Consider the following 18240-nt stretch of genomic DNA (forward strand, 5'->3'; position numbering starts at 1 on the left):
GCTTATCCTCCGAAAGCTAAGGGGTAGACGAGCAGAAAAAGCCCGCCTGCGATCAATGCAAATCCCAGCGGGCGCGTGATAGCGTGCCCGATCTGGGGTAGTTTTTCCAACACCATGAAAAAGGTTGCTGCGCCCATCCACAACAGGCTCATGACTCCGCCGACAAAGCCAAGAGCCATGAACCCCCAGCAGCAGCCGACACAGAAGGTGCCAAGCCCAAGGCCCATCCGCAGCCCGCCTGCGAAACCGGTTTTCCAATGGCCCAGAAAATAGGACATGGGTGAATGACAGACGCCGTGACACACTTCTTTAACGCGGGTGAACTGGAATGCGCCGACGACAATCAACAGACCGCCCGACAGGTAGGTTGATTTGGCAATACCCAGCATATCCACGATGCCGCCAAACAGCAGGATCAGTTGCACACCTGTTATCAGCGCTGCGAAGCCTACCCACACGATGAAATACCCGGTCAGAACGCCGATCCACCCTGCCCGCGTGCCATTGGCGCTGCGGATCAGGTCATCATAGCTGCGCAGGGTTGGCACCAGAGTGGGCAGCATCATGGCCGCCATCATGATCGCCCACATCCAGAACAACGGGCCAAACTCAGCCATCGGCATGTACATGTCCATGCGGGGGTCCATGGCGCGCATGGCCTCGCCCATCGGACCGGGGCGGCCGATCCAGTCCAGATCCATATCGCGGCTCATGGTAAACATCATCCACCACGACCACAGGATCAGGGCGTAGAATCCCAACCAGAATCCGTTGCGGAGAACTGTGCGACTCACTTCTTCCTCCCGACTCAGTTCTTGCAATTCAAATGTCAGACTTTTAAATGTCAGACAAATGAAAATTACCTACGGCTCCCGGAAAATGAAAATCGACCCCCAGAAACCTGCGGATTTATCAGCCCAGATCGCTCAGGCCATTCGGGATGCAATCGTCTCGGGAAAATTGATCGTGGATGAAAGATTGCCGTCCGAGGCGGAACTGTCTGATCAGTTCAACGTTTCCCGGCCCACCGTGCGCGAAGCACTGAAACGCCTTGCTGCACAATCGCTTATACGCACGCAACGGGGCGCGACGGGCGGTGCATTTGTCAATCGGCTGGGGTTTGAAGATGCCTATACCCAGCAGATCACCACCTCGACGCTGCTTTTGTCAATGAATGCGGTCAGCTTCGATACCGCGTGCGAGGCGCGCTATGCGTTGGAACGGGCCTGCGCACCGCTGTCGGCCCACCGCCGGACCGCCGATCAACTGGCCACCATGCGCGCCGAGATTTTTCGCCAAGCCCAGCCTGGCTTGACGGATGAGGCTTTCTGCGCCTCGGACGTCGCCTTCCACCGCGCGCTTGTCGACGGTGCGGGCAACCCGGTTCTGTCTTATCAACTCGCCGGTGCAGTTGAGGCGATGCAGCCCTTGATGAACATGATCACTTTCACCGCCCGGTCCCGCGAAGAAATCATCGTTCTGCATACCCAAATCGCGGATGCGCTGGAAAACCGTGACGGTGACAGAGTGGACGCAACACTTGTAAAGCTTGAAAACTACACGCGTAAACTGGCGCAGGATGTCGCCCAACAGCGACGCAAACCCGCGTGATGAGGTGTCGATGATCACTGCCCTGAACATAGCTGCTGCCATCCTGACCATCGGCTTTGGTCTGTTCGGATTTCTGGCCCCAGCCTGGACGGCCACCTCATTGGATCTGGCCCCAACCACCAGCAATATGGGCCTAAGTGAGATGCGTGCGTCAGTCGGCGGGTTGTTCGTTGTCACCGGGGTGGCCGTTTTGTGGCTGAACAACCCTATGGCCTATGGAATGCTGGGCGTAGTTTACGCAGGCGCCGCCCTTGGCCGGTTTGTGTCGGTTGTTTTGGACAACCCACCTTTGGCCAAGGCGCTGACATTTGGTGGAATCGAACTGGTTCTTGCCCTGTGGTTGATTTTGGCGAACATCAACAAATCTGCGTAAGATATTGTTTTTTAAACAACCGGGGTGAGAAATTCCCGGTTTGCATCCAGCTTCATGCTCACCTATATAGGGTATGTCCTTCGGGACTATGGACATAAACGCGCTCGTAATAAGCGGATCGGACCCGGGGGCGGTACCCGGCGGCTCCACCATATACCTTCTGGAGGTATCCTTCATTTGAGGATTTCGTCAGAATCGGGGGGCCGAAATAGGATCGACGAACGTCTAAAGGGGTTAGCTTTGTTTCGGCGGGGTGCCACCGTACCGGCCCAAAAAGTACAATTGCAAATGACAATCGTGCTCCGGTTGCAGTTGCTGCGTAAGCAGTAGCAAGACCGAAACTTAAGCCCTTGCGCCTAGCCGCGTAAGGCGGGGTTCGCAGGTACCTGGCAACAGAAACCTGCATTTCCACCCAAATGTCTGCTGTATTCCCAACGTCTTGTTCACGTTCAGAGTTTTTTCATTCTTTCGTCTCATGCTGACGGCGACAGGAAAAGGAGAGCTGGGATGGCACACGCGGATCTACTCAGGGACTGGTATGCAGAGGTCTGGGAAAAGGGAGATACCGACGCAATCGACCAGTATTTTGCGCCAGACACGATGGCCGAAGGAATAATCCCAGAAATGCAGGTTGGCGCCGATGAATTCCGCGATCTTGTCATGGCGTTTCGGCATGTCCTTGGAGAGATTCATGTGGAACTGCCCAAGGTTATTGAACAGGACGATTGGGTTTCTGCCATTATCAAGGTGAAAACGACCCGTGCAGACAACGGTGCCCCATTGCAGGCCGCTGGCAGCGTTATTGCCCGTGTACGTGATGGGCGCATGGTTGAGGCATATAACCAGTTCGACTTCATCTCTTTGTTCGAGCAGCTTGGCCAGTTTCCTGAAGACACCCTGCCCGTTTGCATGACAGGTCAAAGGCTGGAATGGGCCTGATGTAATGCCCACGTAATCTTGACCCTCATGGCGCTTGCACGTAAGCAAAGGCCATGGGGTAAGATTGCGAACGCCCCGTGAGGCGTCAGCCCAAGTTTCGCATGTATCCGCCTAAACCAGGAGACATGCTATGCCCGCGCCAAACTCAATTACCCCAAAGCAGTTGTTGCGACTGATCGGAACGCCTCAGGCACCGGTTTTGATCGACATATGTCTGGACCCCGACTTTGAAGCTGATCCCTATCTGATCCCTGGATCAACGCGCCATGCAGCGCAGGACTTTCAGGGCCTTGTCGGTCTGATCGGCGACCGTTCGGCCGTTATCGTTTGCCAAAAAGGCAAAAAGCTCAGTCAGGGCTTGGTCTCATGGCTGCGCAGCGAAGGATGTAACGCCGAGTATCTGGAGGGTGGCATGTACGGTTGGCGTGCCATAACAGATGCGCCGCGTGTTCCCGCCAACGCTTTGCCCGAACGCGTTGAGGGCACGACACTCTGGGTCACACGTCATCGCCCCAAAATCGATCGTATTGCCTGCCCCTGGCTGATCCGCCGCTTTGTCGACCCCACGGCGCGTTTCCTGTTTGTGGCCCCATCCGAAGTTACCTCGGTCGCCGAGGTTTTTGGCGCCACGCCGTTTGATATCGAAAACACGTTTTGGACCCACCGAGAGGACCACTGCACCTTCGACACCATGCTTGATGAGTTCGCGTTGCACACCCCAGCCCTGGACCGTCTCGCCACGGTTGTTCGGGCGGCAGATACCAACCGCCACAACCTTGCGCCCGAGGCGGCAGGGCTACTGGCCGTGTCGGTAGGCTTGTCCCGGCAATACCGCGACGACCACCAAAACCTTGCGGCAGGGCTGCACCTTTATGATGCGCTTTACCGTTGGGCACGGGACGGTTCCGAGGAAGGGCATGACTGGCCGACGGATCGCAAGGCATGAAGCCGACACGTTCAGAATTGGTCCGTGTGTTTGGGCGTATTGGCCTGCTGTCCTTCGGAGGCCCCGCCGCCCAAATCTCATTGATGCATCAGGAATTGGTAGAAAAACGCCCCTGGCTGGACGAACAGACATATTTGCGGGCGCTGTCGCTGTGCATGCTGTTACCCGGCCCCGAAGCTATGCAATTGGCCATCTATGCAGGTTGGCGACTGCGCGGCGTCACCGGTGGCTTGATCGCCGGTGCGCTGTTTGTCCTGCCCGGTGCCTTTATCATCGCAGCCCTTGTCGGTCTTTATGCGGCGTTTGGTAACCTGCCCTTGGTTCAAGCCGGGTTTCTGGGGGTGAAGGCAACGGTCATTGTCATCGTGCTGCAGGCACTTAGAAATCTTTCGCGCAAGGCACTTACGGATATGCAGCACAAGGCGATTGCCGGGCTGGGATTCCTGGCCATCTTTGCGCTGAACCTACCGTTCCCGCTGATTATTCTGGTCGCGGCAATATGGGGATTTGTCACGTTTCAGGGACAGCCTCAGACCTCAGACATTCCCCAAGCTCCCAAGGTGACGGGCATGATCCGAACGGGTGCCCTGTGGTTGATGTTGTGGCTTGGGCCACTGCTTGCGCTCAACCTATCGGGGCAAAAACTGCTCAGTGATTTGGGATGGTTCTTTGCCCGATTGGCAGTTGTGACCTTTGGCGGCGCTTATGCCGTGCTGGCCTATATGACCCAGACTGTCGTGGACAAACACCAGTGGATCAGTACCGATCAGATGATAGACGCGTTGGGTCTGGCCGAGACCACACCCGGCCCCTTGATTCTGGTAACCCAATTTGTCGCCATGCTGACGGGCCAGATCTCGGGTGGGGCAACACTTGCGATAGCTGCTGGTATGGTCGCATTATGGGCAACCTTTGTCCCTTGTTTCCTTTGGATATTTCTGGCGGCCCCTTACCTGGATCAATTGGCGGCGCGCCCTCGATTGTCTGCGGCATTGCATGGGATCACCGCCGCTGTCGTGGGTGTGATTCTTAACCTGTCCGTTTGGTTTGGTTTGAACGTTCTTTTCGCAGAAGTTCCCAACCAGTCCTGGGGGCCAGTGGCCCTACCGTGGCCGGAGCTTACAAGCCTGGACCTGAGGGCTTTGATCCTGACGGTGATTGCTGGCCTATTGATTTTTAAGTTTAAATTTGGAATGGCAACAACTCTGACCGTTGTCGCAGCGATTGGGATGGGATTTCATTTCCTTTGAACAATCACCTGATACCCGGTCTTTCGTTTCCGATGAAAATCTCTATTCTGAGGTTAACCACTTTTGAGGATTACACATGTCGCAAGACATCGATTATGGAAACTTGATGCACACCGCGATGCGCGGGCTGATCAAAACCGTTTTGACCGACGTTTCTGAAAACGGCCTGCCGGGCGCGCATCATTTCTTCATTACCTTTGATACACGTCAGGATGGTGTTGAGCTCGCCGATTGGCTGCGCGAGCGGTATCCTGAAGAAATGACCGTTGTCATGCAGCACTGGTTCGAGAATCTCGAAGTCGGAGATGACGGTTTCGGCATCACGCTGAACTTCGGTGACGCACCCGAGACGCTTTATATTCCGTACGGATCAATCAAGACCTTCGTGGACCCATCCGTCGAATTCGGCTTGCGGTTTGAAAGCCCCGAAGATGAAGACGAGAGCGAAGCCTATGTTGAAGATTCGATTGAGGTCGAAGAGGAAGAAGACCACCAGGACGCCGATGTGGTGTCTCTGGACAGTTTCCGGAAGTAACGCCGTAGAGCGGCCCCTATTTCTTTTTCAGAAATGTCTCAACGGAACGGGATTTTATCCCGTTTCGAAACCTTGAGAAGGACAGGTTCAGTCCGCCGTCGGCCAGTGTACGGTCAAACTGCTGCAGCTCATAATCGCCTGTCTCACCGATAAAAAGGGAAAACACGGTCAGCGTATCACCTTCGATACGACCCCAGACAAATGGCTCACCCTGCATCGGATCCAGCGGTACCTCATGCCCGAACACGTTGCGTTTCATTGCTGCTGAATAAACGTCGGACCGGTCGGACGGGTTGAAATCAATCGAGAATTTTTGATCCTTGACACGTCCGTCCAACTTGTAGGTCGTCGTTTTCCAGCTGACGTTAAAGCCCTGCCTGTTCTCGTGGATCGACACGCTCATATCGCGTGGGGTTTCGGTTCCGTCGCCGTCCACCACGGTTGCGGACCCGACATAATCGCCGACAAACGCCGAAATGTCTGCCGCAAAGGCTTGAACGGTTGAAAAAGCGGTCCAAAATAAAATCCCGAGTGAAAATGCGATGATCTTCAGGGGACGGGTCCGATCAATAATACCCACCTCAACCTCCAATGTGGTGATGCATTGATTGTAACCTAGCCATCCCTGCGCACAATGCCGCTGTGACCGCCTTTCAAAAGAAAAATGACGCACCCCCGCTTCTATACCTTTGCAGGCCATACGTTTATGGTGCGCGCAACTGGCCGATTGCACGATGACACTGTCACGGGTACACGGCATACGACTGCATACAAGACGGAGTGACCGATGTCTCAGACCCGCACCGAATCCGACAGCTTTGGCCCGTTGGAAGTCCCTGCTGATAAGTACTGGGGCGCCCAAACTCAGCGTTCAATCATGAACTTTCCGATCGGCTGGGAAAAGCAGCCCACAGCCATCGTGCGGGCGCTGGGCGTGATCAAAAAAGCCTGCGCCATGGAAAACAAGGCGATTGGAAAACTGGACGGCAAAATCGCGGACGCAGTCATTCAGGCCGCCGGTGAGGTGATCGATGGCAAGTTCGACGACAACTTTCCGCTGGTTGTTTGGCAGACCGGGTCGGGCACCCAGTCGAACATGAACTCGAACGAGGTCATCGCGAACCGTGCGATTGAGATTCTGGGCGGTGTTATCGGCTCAAAAGACCCAGTGCACCCCAACGATCATTGCAACATGGGGCAATCGTCGAACGACACGTTTCCCACCGCCATGCACATTGCCACCGCAATGAGCGTGAGGGACGTTCTTTTGCCGGGGTTAGAGAAATTCGCTTCGGCCCTGGAGAAGAAGGCCAAGGAATTCGAAGGCATCATCAAGATCGGCCGGACGCATACGCAGGACGCCACCCCGCTGACGCTGGAACAGGAATTTGGCGGCTACGCGCATCAGATCCGTCAGGGGATTGAACGGGTTGTGACCTCGATGCCCGGCATCTATGAGCTGGCACAAGGCGGCACTGCTGTTGGCACCGGCCTGAATACACATCACGGATGGGATGAGGCAGTCGCGGCCAACATGGCTGAGATCACCGGCCTGCCCTTCGTTACTGCGCCAAACAAATTTGAAGCGCTGGCCGCTCATGACGCCATGGTCTTCCTGTCTGGTGCCTTGGCGACCATTGCTGGATCTTGCTATAAAATTGCCAATGATATCCGCCTGTTGGGTTCTGGTCCGCGCTCTGGTCTAGGCGAGTTGATCCTGCCGGAAAACGAGCCCGGATCCTCGATCATGCCCGGGAAAGTGAACCCGACGCAGGCCGAAGCACTGACACAGGTCGCCGCCCATGTGATGGGTAATGACGCCGCGATCAAGTTTGCAGGCTCGCAGGGTCACTTCCAGTTGAACGTGTACAACCCGATGATGTCCTACAACCTGCTGCAGTCCATTCAATTGCTCGGTGACGCCACCGACAGCTTTACCGAACGTATGTTGCTGGGCATTCAGGCCAATGAGCCACGGATCGACAAGTTAATGAAAGAATCGCTAATGCTGGTGACCGCGCTGGCACCGACCATTGGCTATGATAACGCCACCAAGGTCGCAAAGACGGCGCATAAGAACGGCACGACCCTCAAGCAAGAGGCCATCGCGCTGGGCTTTGTGGACGAGGAAACCTTTGACGCCGTGGTCCGCCCCGAACATATGATCGGCCCCAAGGACAAATGAGCAAGCCGGTCAACCTGAACCGGTATCGAAAGGAAAAGGCGCGGGCGCAGTCAAAGGCCCGCGCAGACCAAAACGCCGTGAAATTCGGACGGACCAAATCCGAAAAGATTGAGAGTAAATTCGAACGTGACAAGTTTCATCGAGACTTGGATGATCGTGAGTTGGATGAATGAGCAGTCGCCCGGTCAAACGATCCCTGACCCTGAAAGGTCACCGCACTTCGGTCTCGCTTGAGGATGAATTTTGGCTCGCCTTTCGAGAGATCGCGCAGGCGAAAGAAATTCCAATCAATGTGTTAGCGGCAGAAATTGATGTTGCGCGTGATCCCGAAATTGGTCTGGCTTCGGCCATTCGGGTGTTTATTCTGAAGTGGTACAGAACCCCCAACTGATCCCTTGCATCCTTCGCTGACTTACCTGTATCTTTACTGAGAACAAAAAGGGTACAAGTGATGAGAAACACCATTCCCGGACCAGACGGCCAACCACGATGCGCCTGGTGCAGCTCCGCCCCTGAGTTCTTTGACTACCATGATCAGGAATGGGGTTACCCGGTAGCCGACGACCAGAGATTGTTCGAGAAATTGTGCCTCGAAAGCTTTCAGTCCGGACTAAGCTGGCGCACCATTCTGGCCAAGAGAGGCAACTTTAGAAAGACCTTTAATCGGTTTGATTACAATGCGGTAGCCGAGTTTGACGAAGCAGATATTGAACGTCTTTTGACTGTCAAGGGCATTGTTCGCCACCGTGGTAAAATCGAAGCCGTGATCAACAACGCCCGCCGCGCACAAGAACTTGTGGCGGCTGAAGGCTCTTTGGCCGCCTATGTTTGGCGGTATGAGGCAGAGACCCCGCCCGAGCCGCAAACAGCGTCCACCTCACCGGAATCCGTGGATATGTCCAAGGATCTGAAGAAACGCGGCTGGAAATTTGTCGGGCCAACCACCGTGTTTGCGTTCATGCAGGCCATGGGGCTGGTGAACGACCACGCAATCGGGTGCGTCATGCGCGAAAAAGCGGCGCAGTTGCGCCGCGATTTCATCAGGCCGGAATAGCGCCACTCAGACCGAAGCGCGGAAGATCTTGTCGATATTGCTGCCCAAAGCGTCATTGAACTCGGCATCAGATTGCAGTTTGGACAGACCTTCGGTCAAAGCGCGTGAGAAAGATGCGATCATCTTTCCGTTCTGGCTCAGCAGATCACAGGCTTGCTCAGTCGAATAACCACCCGACAGAGCTACAACACGCAGAACACGCGGATGATCCGCCAAGGCGTCGAACAGGTTCGCTTTGTTGGGGATGGTGAGTTTCAGCATCACATCCTGCCCTTCGTCCAGCTGGTCGAGATTCTTCAGAATCTCAGCCTTCAGAATATCTTCCGCTTCGGCTTTGGTGGCCGAGTTGATGTTCACCTCTGGTTCAACAATCGGAATCATTCCGGCAGCGGTCACTTCGCGAGCGACATCAAACTGCTGCGCAACCACGGCGGCGATCCCTTCGGCATTGGCCTCATGGATTACCGAGCGTTCCTTGGTGCCAAATACACCTTCTGCTTTGGCCAGTGTTTCCGCTAGGCCGGGGATCGGTTTCATCACCTGAACACCGTTGGCTTGTTCTTCCAGACCTTTGTCGATCTTCAGAAACGGCACGATGCCTTTGACCGACCACAAGTAATCGGCAACTTTGCGACCGTCGATCTGCTCGCCGAGGGTGCGTTCGAAAAGGATCGCACCAATCACTTTGTTCTTTGTGAAATCGTCGGCCAGAATGATCCGGGCGCGCATTTTCTGAATTTCACCGAACATTTCTGCGTCCGAGCTGTAGTCGGATTCTTCAACTCCGTACAAAGCCAACGCCTTGGGCGTCGAACCGCCGCTTTGATCCAGTGCCGCAATGAATCCTGCGCCGTTCGACATTTGCTCGCGCTGTTGTGCTTTGGACATAAGAGTTTCCCGTTCAATAATGATTCCGCGTTTTGCAACCGCATACAGCAAGGCGGAGGGTGATGGTAGTTTGTTAGCGCTCAACCACGCGCAACCAAATTCCATCTTTGGATCTGACCGTTAAATGTGCGACCGGAACGGGTGTTCGCCCCTCGACAACTTCGAACCGGAAGTGCCGCAGCAATGTGGACAGCAAAAGCGGTCCTTCGATCATGGCGAACCCGGCCCCGGTGCAAACGCGAGGGCCAGCCGAAAACGGGATATAAGCCTTGCGTTGGCAGCTCTTGCCGTTTTCGGTGCTCCACCGTGTTGGATCAAATTCATCCGGTCGGTTCCACAAGCGTTCCTGACGATGCAGGTGCCAGGGGCTGAGGACGATCTGTGACCCCGTGGGAACATCCCTGCCCCGAAAGTGTTCGGGACATGTGGTTTCACGCACCATCATCGGCACCGGTGGGTACAGCCGCAGCGCCTCGCGGAACACATCGCGGCTGAGGCGGAGCTTGGACACAGCGGCAAAGTCAGATGCGTCCAGCGCCTGCGCCTCCGCGCTTAGCTTTTCCTGCCATTCGGGATAAAGCGCCATCAGGTACAATGTCCAGGCAAGGGCCGAGGCACTGGTTTCATGACCGGCCAGAAAGAAAATCGCGACCTGATCCACCATTTCCCGCGTGTCAAAGCAGCGCCCGGTTTCGGGGTCGGGCGTGGTCATGATCTTGGTGGCAAGATCGTCCGGTGCTTGCCCCTTGGCGATCAGCTCTGCCCGTTCCGACGTCAGCCGCGTGATCAATGCCCTAATGTCCTTGGCATTCCTGCGTGTAGTTCGGGAATGCAGGCGCGGTACCCTACGCGGGATCGGCATAAAGGCCGCAAGGTTCAACAAAGGCTGCTGGCGTTGATAATCCTGGAATTTGTCAAACACCTGAGCAGCCACTTCATCCTCGATCGGGACCGAGAACAACGTTCGGAAAATCACATCAGCCGCCGCGTGGCTGGTAATCTCTTCGCATTCTACAACGGTTCCTGTCTGGTCCCGCAAACGGTCGACACAGGCCTGTGCGGCACCCAGCATGGCGGGAAATGTGTCCCTCAGCCGCCCGCCCTCAAAAGCTGGATCAATGATGCGGCGTTGCCGTTTCCATGTCTCACCATTGGTCAGAAATACCGAATTGCCCAGCAGCGGGCGCAGGCCTTCGCTGATGCGATTGGATTTTGGGAAATCGTCAGGGCGTTGTTTCAGGACCGTGTCAACGACGTCGGGCTGGTTCACCAGATAAGACCGGAAGAACGGCGTGCGAAACTCGGCCATCCAGGCGCGGTACAGGCGCTGCGGCTGGGCCGACAGCAGGTCTTTGCGAAACAGCTTTAGATACTGCCAAAGCGTTACCTTGTCCGGACGAGGTGTTGGCTTTGGCGGTATCATGGCCGAACCGATCTGTATTTTGAGGTCGGTCGTTCGATACGCGACTTTGACGGCGCGCGCTGGGAAAAGCGTTGCCCCAGAGTTTGCGGCCCTGCCGTGATCCTGAAGTAATCGTAATCCTTCGGTCGATCAAATGCGCACAGATATTGGAAATGCAGTCGAAAAAACCGCCAGCGCAGCTCTTGCCAGCGCTCTGGTGTCAGGGTTTGCGTAAAGGCTGCGGACAAAACCAGTGGCCAGCGGGCCATTTCCGTTGCTACTCCGGTCACTGCCACGGGATCACAAAGGGCAAAGGCGCAGCCATCCCCCGGTGCTGATACGTCGACCCATGTCAGTTCGTCCCGTTCAGATAGAAATTGCAGGTCGCTGCGCAATGCGTCGGCATTGGGCAGGAAAGAAACCATCGGCACCACCTGTCCCAATGTCAGAAAGGACAGTGGTGGATGGCGGTCTGACATTGCACCCGTGCGGATAAGATCAGCCAGCACTGCAACGCCCAGATGCGCACCGGAGGAATGGCCGACCACCAAAACCTCATCTACATCCGAGGTCAGAGCGCCGCGAATATGGTCCGTAAACGTGGATAGGCGCGCGTTCAATTCTGCCGGAACTGCGCCTTTTTGCGCAGCAGAATAGGCATAGTCATGCATCAGGTAATAGGCAAACAACCGGTGATCGATTTTGCGAAACCAGTGAAGCAGCGCGTATGCAACAACCGCCGCAGGGATCAGCGCCAGCCAGCCAACCACTGGGGTAAGCAGTGCAGTCAGACCCCAAGCAACTGCAAAGGCGACAGCAAGTTGCACAATCAGCATTCCAACCGGGTAGAGCGCCGCAATCACCGGACCTTTGCGCAACCTCATCAGTCGCCAAAGCGTCCCGGACCCGATATAGATCCAGGCCGTTCGGACCAATTGCAGATAAGTCGCTGGAATCGAGGTCGCCATTGTGTCGCGCACGATGTCCGACCAGACCAGCACGTCGATATCCGCCTGAATATCCACCCCGTCCTGACGCGAGCGGACATGCCAGCCATACGGTCCTTCGTCCGATTTGGGGGACAGGGAAATTTCGTACCCCGAGATCGCGGCCTGCGCCTGGCTTTCTTTGCGATAGAGCTCGCGGTATCGGCGCGGGTGAATCGGATCGTAGCCGGAAATGTAAAACACCCGACGCCTGCGAACCTGAGGCTGATTTTGTTGACTGTTCATAGCCTTACCTTCTGCCGTGCAGGTTAGCGCAGCATGAACGCCAAGGTAAGTCAGATCAGTCGATTAACCGAAATTGGCCAGCGCCGGGAATGTTTCAAGCAGCCACCAGCTGAATTCGGTGAACAGTCCGGTGATCAGCATGATGCCAACAAACAGCAGTAGGCCGCCCATCACCTTTTCGATTGTGGCCATATGCGGTTTGATGCGGTTCATGACGGACATCGACCGGTTCAGGAACATTGCTGCCAGCAAGAACGGAATCCCCAGCCCCGCCGCGTAAACGCCCAGCAGCAAGGTTCCCCTCGCAACCGAGGCCTCGGACGCGGCCAACGACAAGATCGCCCCCAATTGCGGACCAATACACGGTGTCCAGCCGAACGCGAAAGCAAGACCCAAAATATAGGCGCCGAACACGGAACCGCCAGAATCGCCCGCTTCAATCCGCGCCTCACGGTCAAGGAATGGAATGCGAATGACGTTCAGGAAATGAAGACCAAAGACAATCACAACCGCGCCCGATAGTTTGGCAAACAAGACCTGATTTTTCAGTACAAACACCCCGAAAGCCGAGGCGGTAAATCCAAGCAACAAGAACACAGTCGACAGGCCCAGAACAAAGAAAAGCGCCGACAGAGTTGCCTTGCGCCGCGCCTGCGCTTCGTCCTGCATCTCATTGATCGACACACCGCTCATATAGGCAAGATAGGGGGGAACGATCGGCAGAACGCAGGGAGACAAAAAGCTGATCAACCCGCCAAGCAGCGCGACGAACATGGCGGGTAGCAGGCCCGCGTCTATAATTTCTATTCCGAACATAGATCAGCACATATGGTATCATACCCACCGCGTCACGGGGCCATTCGGTCACATCCTCGTGGTTGCACGCTGGACACCACGACAAAGTGCAAATATCTGAGGTTTATGTCTGATCCTACGGAAACGCTCGATGCGCTGGGGCTGTTGTGCCCGCTGCCGGTTCTAAAAGCCCGAAAACGCTTGAAATCCATGCCCGAAGGCAGCGTGTTGCGTGTACTGGCGGATGATCCGGCCGCCATTATCGACGTGCCACATTTCTGCATTGAAAGCGGGTATCAACTGCTTTCGCAGGACGATGCAGACGGGCACCAGATTTACGTCATTCAAAAAACTGGCTGAGGGCAAAACTGCCTACCCAAAAAGAAAAAGGCGGGCACTTGAGCCCGCCTTTCTGTTACTGGCCCAAAGACCACCAGCCGCGTCGCTTGGGCTTGGCCGGTTCGCTGGGTTGTTCCGGCTCATCAGTCACCACCTCAAGCACAGGCTCGGGAGTTTCCTGAACTGGTTCTTCCGCGACCGGCTCGGGCGTTTCGTCCTGGGCCGGTTCCTCTGTCACGGGTTCTGGTGCGGCTTCTACCGCGGGCTCGGGCGTCGTGTCTGCTTCGACCTCAACCGCAGGTTCGGGTGCAGTCTCAGTCGGTGCATCCGCGCTGATCAATTCCTGAGGTTCGGCGGCCGGGGCCTCTTCAACTGCAGGCGCGTCAACTGCTGCGTCTGCCGCAGGTTCCGCAGCTTTTGCGTCGGCCTCTGCAGGTACGGCTTCCTCGGTTGCCTCGACGTCTTTCTTCTTGCGACGTGGTGCACGGCGTCGCTTGGGCTTTTCGGGTTTTTCTTCCTCAGAAGCCGCTTCAACAACAGGTTCTGAAACGGGTTCTTCACCTGCCTCAGCGGCAGCTGTTTCACCCTCTTCGCCTTCAACTTCAGGCGTTTCGCCCGATCCATTGCCCTTTTTCCGCCGACGCCGACGGCGTTTGCGCTTGGGCTTGGTCTCTTCTTCGGCCTGAACCGTTTCTTCCTCTTCGACGACCGCCTCTTCTTCGTCCGCGTCCACCATATCCATCAAGGACGCATCCACGGACACGACAGGTGCAGTGGCTTCGGGCACGATGCGGCTGGCAGTCTTGAACTTCTCCATCGAGAAATCGGGGCTGACAAGATGTACATCCCCTTCGATCCGAACAGACAAGCCATAACGCGATTCGATCTGAGCGATATGTTCGCGCTTCTGGTTCATCAGGAAGTTGGCAATGCTGACCGGGCAGCGCACCAAAACCTCGCGGGAACGACGGCGGGTACCCTCTTCTTCGATCTGGCGTAGAATGGTCAGCGCCATGTTGTCGTCCGACCGGATCAGACCAGTGCCATGACAGGCCGGGCAAGGCTGTGTGGTCGCCTCTAGCATGCCGGGACGCAGCCGCTGACGGCTCATCTCCATCAGGCCAAAGCCCGAGATCCGGCCGACCTGAATGCGCGCACGATCTGTTTTCAGCTTGTCTTTCAGACGCTTTTCGACGGACGCGTTGTTCTTACGCTCGTCCATATCGATAAAGTCGATGACAATCAGACCGGCAAGGTCCCGCAACCGCAACTGCCGCGCCACTTCTTCAGCGGCCTCAAGGTTGGTTTTAAGTGCGGTTTCCTCGATCGAACCTTCCTTGGTGGCCCGGCCAGAGTTCACGTCGATCGCAACCAGCGCTTCGGTCACACCGATCACGATATAGCCACCCGACCTCAGCTGAACGGTCGGGTTGAACATGCCAGTCAGATAGCTTTCAACCTGATAGCGCGCGAACAGTGGCAGAGCATCTTCGTACCGTTTCACGTTCTTGGCGTGGGACGGCATGATCATCTTCATGAAGTCCTTGGCGATGCGGTATCCGCCTTCGCCTTCGACCAGAACCTCATCGATCTCGCGGTTATAGAGATCACGGATCGACCGTTTGATCAGATCGCCTTCTTCATAGATTTTCGCGGGCGCAATGGATTTCAGCGTCAGTTCGCGGATCTGTTCCCACATGCGCTGCAGGTATTCATAGTCGCGCTTGATCTCGGATTTGGTGCGTTTGGCCCCTGCAGTCCGAATGATCAGACCAGCCCCGGTAGGCACATCAATTTCCGCGGCAATCTCTTTCAGTTTTTTTCGGTCCGGCGCATTGGTGATCTTACGGCTAATGCCGCCGCCGCGCGCCGTGTTCGGCATCAAAACGCAATAGCGACCGGCCAGCGACAAATACGTGGTCAGAGCGGCACCCTTGTTGCCACGCTCTTCCTTGACGACCTGCACCAGCAGTACCTGCCGAACCTTGATGACTTCCTGAATCTTGTACCGGCGCGGGCGCGGCTTGCGCGGCGGACGAATGTCCTCGCTGTCATCCTCGTCTGCTACGGATTCAATGCTGTCATCCTTGGCAGATGCGTCTGAACGCGCTTCTGCCTCTGCATCGTCGTCCTTGGTATCGTCCTCGTTCGATGGATTCTCGGCAGGCTCTTCAGTGTCAGTCGATGCGTCCTCACTGGGCGCTTTTTCGGCCTGTTCAACCTCGGCATCAGGTACCACCGCAGCCTCTTCCGACGGAGCCTCCGCCGTCACATCGGACTCAGCCTCACCAGCAGTCTCTTCACCCGCCTCATCAACGGGCTCTTCTACCGGAGTATCCGCCACGCGATCCGCCGGAGACGTTCCTTCGGGAACCGATGTATCGGCACCCTCTTCGCTCTCATCCAGATCGATTGTTTCCATGCCCGTGGGCTCAGACAACACGTCGATCGACTCGACTGGGTCATCCGATTTCACATCCGCTGCCTTGGTCCGCGAGCGTGAACGCCGCCGCTTTGGCTTGGCCTCTTCCGCCTCATCGCGCGCTTTCAAAGCCTCAGCGTAAGCGCGTTCTTCTTCCATCAGCGCTTCGCGGTCAGCAACCGGGATCTGGTAGTAATCCGGATGAATCTCGGAAAACGCCAGAAAACCATGCCGGTTCCCGCCGTAGTCCACAAATGCGGCCTGTAGCGAAGGCTCGACCCGGGTGACTTTTGCTAGATATATATTGCCGGCAAGTTGCCGTTTGTTTTCGGATTCAAAGTCAAATTCCTCAACCTTGTTTCCGTCGACCACCACAACCCGAGTTTCCTCGGTGTGGGTGGCATCGATAAGCATTTTCTTAGCCATGTTTCCTTGGTGCACCGCGCCAAACGCGTTGTCCTAACCCATCCGGGGGGACAGGCGCTTTTGGGGTGGTGTCTTGTAAGGGCGATTTCGGACGGCGCGCGGCAGGGTCTGGCGCTGTGGCCCCCTGCCCGTACACTCAATGGTTGCGCGCGCGTCATCGCGGTTCTTCTCCGACAGGCGCGGCTCACCGCTTCCTGCCCATTTATTCCTTTCACCCGCTTTTGCAGGCTCAGGCGTTCAACTGCCCCAGTCGGGGGCACAATCGGTCTGCGTCGCCTCGTGGGATCATTCACCACCTGCGGCGTCGCAGCGAAACTCAAAGATTCGGGGCAAAAAGGCACCAAAACGGCCCTGCCCGTTCCGACACAATAAAAGCAGTCCTGTGGAAAAGACAATGGGCAAACTGCACAGAGACCCCGAACACTGTTCGGGATCGCTTCATCTGGCCCAAAATACCCCGGGGGGTGAATTGGCCGAATAGGCCAAGAGGGGGGCTGGCCCCCCTCACCTACAAATAGTCTGACCGCTGCAAGCCGTATTTCGCCATTTTTTCATTCAACGTCCTACGTGGCAGACACAGCTCGTCCATCACTGACGCGATCGAGCCCTTGTGCCGCCGCATCGTGTTGTCGATCAACATCCGCTCAAACGCTTCGACGTATTCTTTCAGCGGTTTGCCCTCGGTTGTCATGACCGGCTGCATTTCCTCGTGATCGGACATCAGCAGGGACGCAATTGTTCCCGACCCGCGCCGCGATTGCAGTACCGCGCGTTCCGCGATGTTGATCAGTTGGCGGACATTGCCCGGCCAAGGGGCTTGCAACAACTGCGCCGCTTCCTGCGCACTGACCTGAGGCGCGTCACAGCCGTATTCTTCGGCAAACTGCTCGCTTAGGCGGGTGAACAGGGTCAGAATGTCCTCTCCGCGCTGGCGCAGCGGCGGCATGGTGATGCGCAGGGCGGCCAAGCGATAGAACAAGTCAGGACGCAAAACATCTTCACTGGTCTTGCCGGCCTCTTGCAGGTTCGAAATTGCCACGATCCGTGTCTCGGCAGGCGTGCCCTGATCGTTCATGACGCTTAGCAGACGGGCCTGTAGCGTATCGCTCAGTGCTTCGACGTCTTCCAGAACCAAAGTTCCGCCACGCGCCTCTTCAATAGCTGGCAGCTGAGCGTCTTCCGGCATCATCGGGCCAAACAGTCGTTTCGATAGTGCTTCTTCCTCAAGCGCTGCGCACGAGACGAGAACGAATTTCTTACCTGCTCGGCTGCCAACCGCGTGCAGCGCATGGGCCACCAACGTCTTACCAGTGCCGGTTTCGCCGTCGATCAACACGTGACCATCGGCCTGTCCCAGATCCAGAATATCCTCGCGCAGACGCTCCATCACAGGGCTGGCACCAATCAGCTTGTTCATGATCTGCGTGCCACCGGATAGCTCTCGCCGCAAGGCCCGGTTGTCCAACGTCAGACGCCGTGCGTTACTAGCGCGTTTGGCCAGCTCCGACATCCGATCCGGATTGAACGGCTTTTCAAGGAAATCAAACGCTCCGACGCGCATCGCCTCAACCGCCATCGGAACGTCTCCGTGGCCGGTGATCATGATGACCGGCAAAGTGCTGTCGGCTCCCATCAGCTTTTTCAGCAGTTGAATACCGTCCATCCCCGGCATTTTGATATCCGAGATGACGATACCCGGATACTCCGGCCCCAGAACCTTCAACGCGTCTTCTGCGCTGGAAAAGGTTTCAGTGTCATAGCCTGACAGCGCCAGCCACTGGCTGATCGATTGGCGCATGTCCTGTTCATCATCCACAATGGCGATTTTCATGGCCTGTGCCAT

At 56.3% G+C, this 18240-nt stretch carries 19 protein-coding genes and 1 other RNA gene; 12 read left to right on the forward strand and 8 right to left on the reverse strand.

Features of this window, described 5'->3' with window-relative positions:
- Nucleotides 1-2 precede the first annotated feature (2 nt).
- Nucleotides 3-794, reverse strand: a complete 792-nt coding sequence (locus SJY13_RS04020) for a DUF2182 domain-containing protein (RefSeq protein ID WP_377187964.1) — start codon at nucleotides 792-794, stop codon at nucleotides 3-5.
- An 85-nt stretch (nucleotides 795-879) separates the two neighbouring features.
- On the opposite strand from SJY13_RS04020, the gene SJY13_RS04025 reads away from it, so the two are divergent.
- From SJY13_RS04025 to SJY13_RS04055, 7 genes are all read left to right on the forward strand, one after another.
- Nucleotides 880-1611 carry a FadR/GntR family transcriptional regulator gene (locus tag SJY13_RS04025; protein ID WP_085824094.1) on the forward strand — a complete coding sequence of 244 codons (732 nt, stop codon included), beginning with the start codon at nucleotides 880-882 and terminating at the stop codon, nucleotides 1609-1611.
- 10 nt (nucleotides 1612-1621) lie between these two features.
- Complete coding sequence (locus SJY13_RS04030; protein WP_377193557.1) at nucleotides 1622-1984, forward strand: DUF4345 family protein; 363 nt, start codon at nucleotides 1622-1624, stop codon at nucleotides 1982-1984.
- Nucleotides 1985-2020: 36 nt separating this feature from the next.
- Nucleotides 2021-2391: a transfer-messenger RNA gene (ssrA, locus tag SJY13_RS04035) on the forward strand.
- Between the two features lie 100 nt (nucleotides 2392-2491).
- Entirely contained in the window at nucleotides 2492-2923 is a 432-nt protein-coding gene (locus SJY13_RS04040; protein WP_085824093.1) for an ester cyclase, read from the forward strand.
- Nucleotides 2924-3053: 130 nt separating this feature from the next.
- A complete protein-coding gene (locus SJY13_RS04045) occupies nucleotides 3054-3869 on the forward strand; it encodes a chromate resistance protein ChrB domain-containing protein (protein ID WP_377187968.1) in 816 nt (271 codons plus the stop codon).
- Nucleotides 3866-5119 carry a chromate efflux transporter gene (chrA, locus tag SJY13_RS04050; RefSeq protein WP_377187971.1) on the forward strand — a complete coding sequence of 418 codons (1254 nt, stop codon included), beginning with the start codon at nucleotides 3866-3868 and terminating at the stop codon, nucleotides 5117-5119. Before SJY13_RS04045 ends, chrA begins: the two co-directional genes overlap by 4 nt.
- Before the next feature lie 76 nt (nucleotides 5120-5195).
- Complete coding sequence (locus tag SJY13_RS04055; protein ID WP_085824090.1) at nucleotides 5196-5654, forward strand: SspB family protein; 459 nt, start codon at nucleotides 5196-5198, stop codon at nucleotides 5652-5654.
- Between the two features lie 16 nt (nucleotides 5655-5670).
- On the opposite strand, the gene SJY13_RS04060 is transcribed toward SJY13_RS04055, so the two are convergent.
- Complete coding sequence (locus SJY13_RS04060) at nucleotides 5671-6234, reverse strand: hypothetical protein (protein ID WP_377187974.1); 564 nt, start codon at nucleotides 6232-6234, stop codon at nucleotides 5671-5673.
- A gap of 207 nt (nucleotides 6235-6441) precedes the next feature.
- On the opposite strand from SJY13_RS04060, the gene fumC reads away from it, so the two are divergent.
- From fumC to SJY13_RS04080, 4 genes are read left to right on the forward strand one after another with little or no spacing between them, the layout of a single operon-like run.
- Complete coding sequence (gene fumC, locus SJY13_RS04065) at nucleotides 6442-7839, forward strand: class II fumarate hydratase (protein WP_377187977.1); 1398 nt, start codon at nucleotides 6442-6444, stop codon at nucleotides 7837-7839.
- A complete protein-coding gene (locus tag SJY13_RS04070; RefSeq protein ID WP_085824088.1) occupies nucleotides 7836-8012 on the forward strand; it encodes a DUF4169 family protein in 177 nt (58 codons plus the stop codon). The genes fumC and SJY13_RS04070 overlap by 4 nt, the downstream gene beginning before the upstream one ends.
- Nucleotides 8009-8230, forward strand: coding sequence for a ribbon-helix-helix domain-containing protein (locus tag SJY13_RS04075; RefSeq protein WP_085824087.1), 222 nt, complete (start codon nucleotides 8009-8011; stop codon nucleotides 8228-8230). The genes SJY13_RS04070 and SJY13_RS04075 overlap by 4 nt, the downstream gene beginning before the upstream one ends.
- 60 nt (nucleotides 8231-8290) lie before the next feature.
- Nucleotides 8291-8893, forward strand: a complete 603-nt coding sequence (locus SJY13_RS04080) for a DNA-3-methyladenine glycosylase I (protein ID WP_377187981.1) — start codon at nucleotides 8291-8293, stop codon at nucleotides 8891-8893.
- Between the two features lie 6 nt (nucleotides 8894-8899).
- Here SJY13_RS04080 and SJY13_RS04085 read toward each other — a convergent pair whose 3' ends face one another.
- The 4 genes from SJY13_RS04085 to SJY13_RS04100 all read right to left on the reverse strand — a co-directional run bounded on the left by SJY13_RS04085 (nucleotide 8900) and on the right by SJY13_RS04100 (nucleotide 13231).
- On the reverse strand, nucleotides 8900-9781 hold the full coding sequence (locus SJY13_RS04085) for a fructose bisphosphate aldolase (RefSeq protein WP_377187984.1): 882 nt from the start codon (nucleotides 9779-9781) through the stop codon (nucleotides 8900-8902).
- Nucleotides 9782-9854: 73 nt separating this feature from the next.
- Entirely contained in the window at nucleotides 9855-11204 is a 1350-nt protein-coding gene (locus SJY13_RS04090) for a cytochrome P450 (RefSeq protein WP_377187987.1), read from the reverse strand.
- Nucleotides 11201-12415, reverse strand: a complete 1215-nt coding sequence (locus SJY13_RS04095) for a hypothetical protein (RefSeq protein WP_377187990.1) — start codon at nucleotides 12413-12415, stop codon at nucleotides 11201-11203. Before SJY13_RS04095 ends, SJY13_RS04090 begins: the two co-directional genes overlap by 4 nt.
- Before the next feature lie 63 nt (nucleotides 12416-12478).
- Complete coding sequence (locus SJY13_RS04100) at nucleotides 12479-13231, reverse strand: cytochrome c biogenesis CcdA family protein (protein ID WP_377187993.1); 753 nt, start codon at nucleotides 13229-13231, stop codon at nucleotides 12479-12481.
- A gap of 105 nt (nucleotides 13232-13336) precedes the next feature.
- Between SJY13_RS04100 and SJY13_RS04105 the strand changes: the two genes are divergently transcribed.
- Nucleotides 13337-13570, forward strand: a complete 234-nt coding sequence (locus tag SJY13_RS04105) for a sulfurtransferase TusA family protein (protein WP_377187996.1) — start codon at nucleotides 13337-13339, stop codon at nucleotides 13568-13570.
- A 55-nt stretch (nucleotides 13571-13625) separates the two neighbouring features.
- Here SJY13_RS04105 and SJY13_RS04110 read toward each other — a convergent pair whose 3' ends face one another.
- Together SJY13_RS04110 and SJY13_RS04115 are read right to left on the reverse strand one after the other, a co-directional pair.
- On the reverse strand, nucleotides 13626-16397 hold the full coding sequence (locus tag SJY13_RS04110) for an Rne/Rng family ribonuclease (protein WP_377187999.1): 2772 nt from the start codon (nucleotides 16395-16397) through the stop codon (nucleotides 13626-13628).
- 508 nt (nucleotides 16398-16905) lie between these two features.
- Nucleotides 16906-18240: a sigma-54-dependent transcriptional regulator gene (locus SJY13_RS04115; protein ID WP_085824079.1), complete on the reverse strand. Its 1335-nt coding sequence runs from the start codon at nucleotides 18238-18240 to the stop codon at nucleotides 16906-16908.

It is taken from the genome of Ruegeria meonggei, assembly GCF_042768335.1.
Taxonomy (GTDB): domain Bacteria; phylum Pseudomonadota; class Alphaproteobacteria; order Rhodobacterales; family Rhodobacteraceae; genus Ruegeria; species Ruegeria meonggei.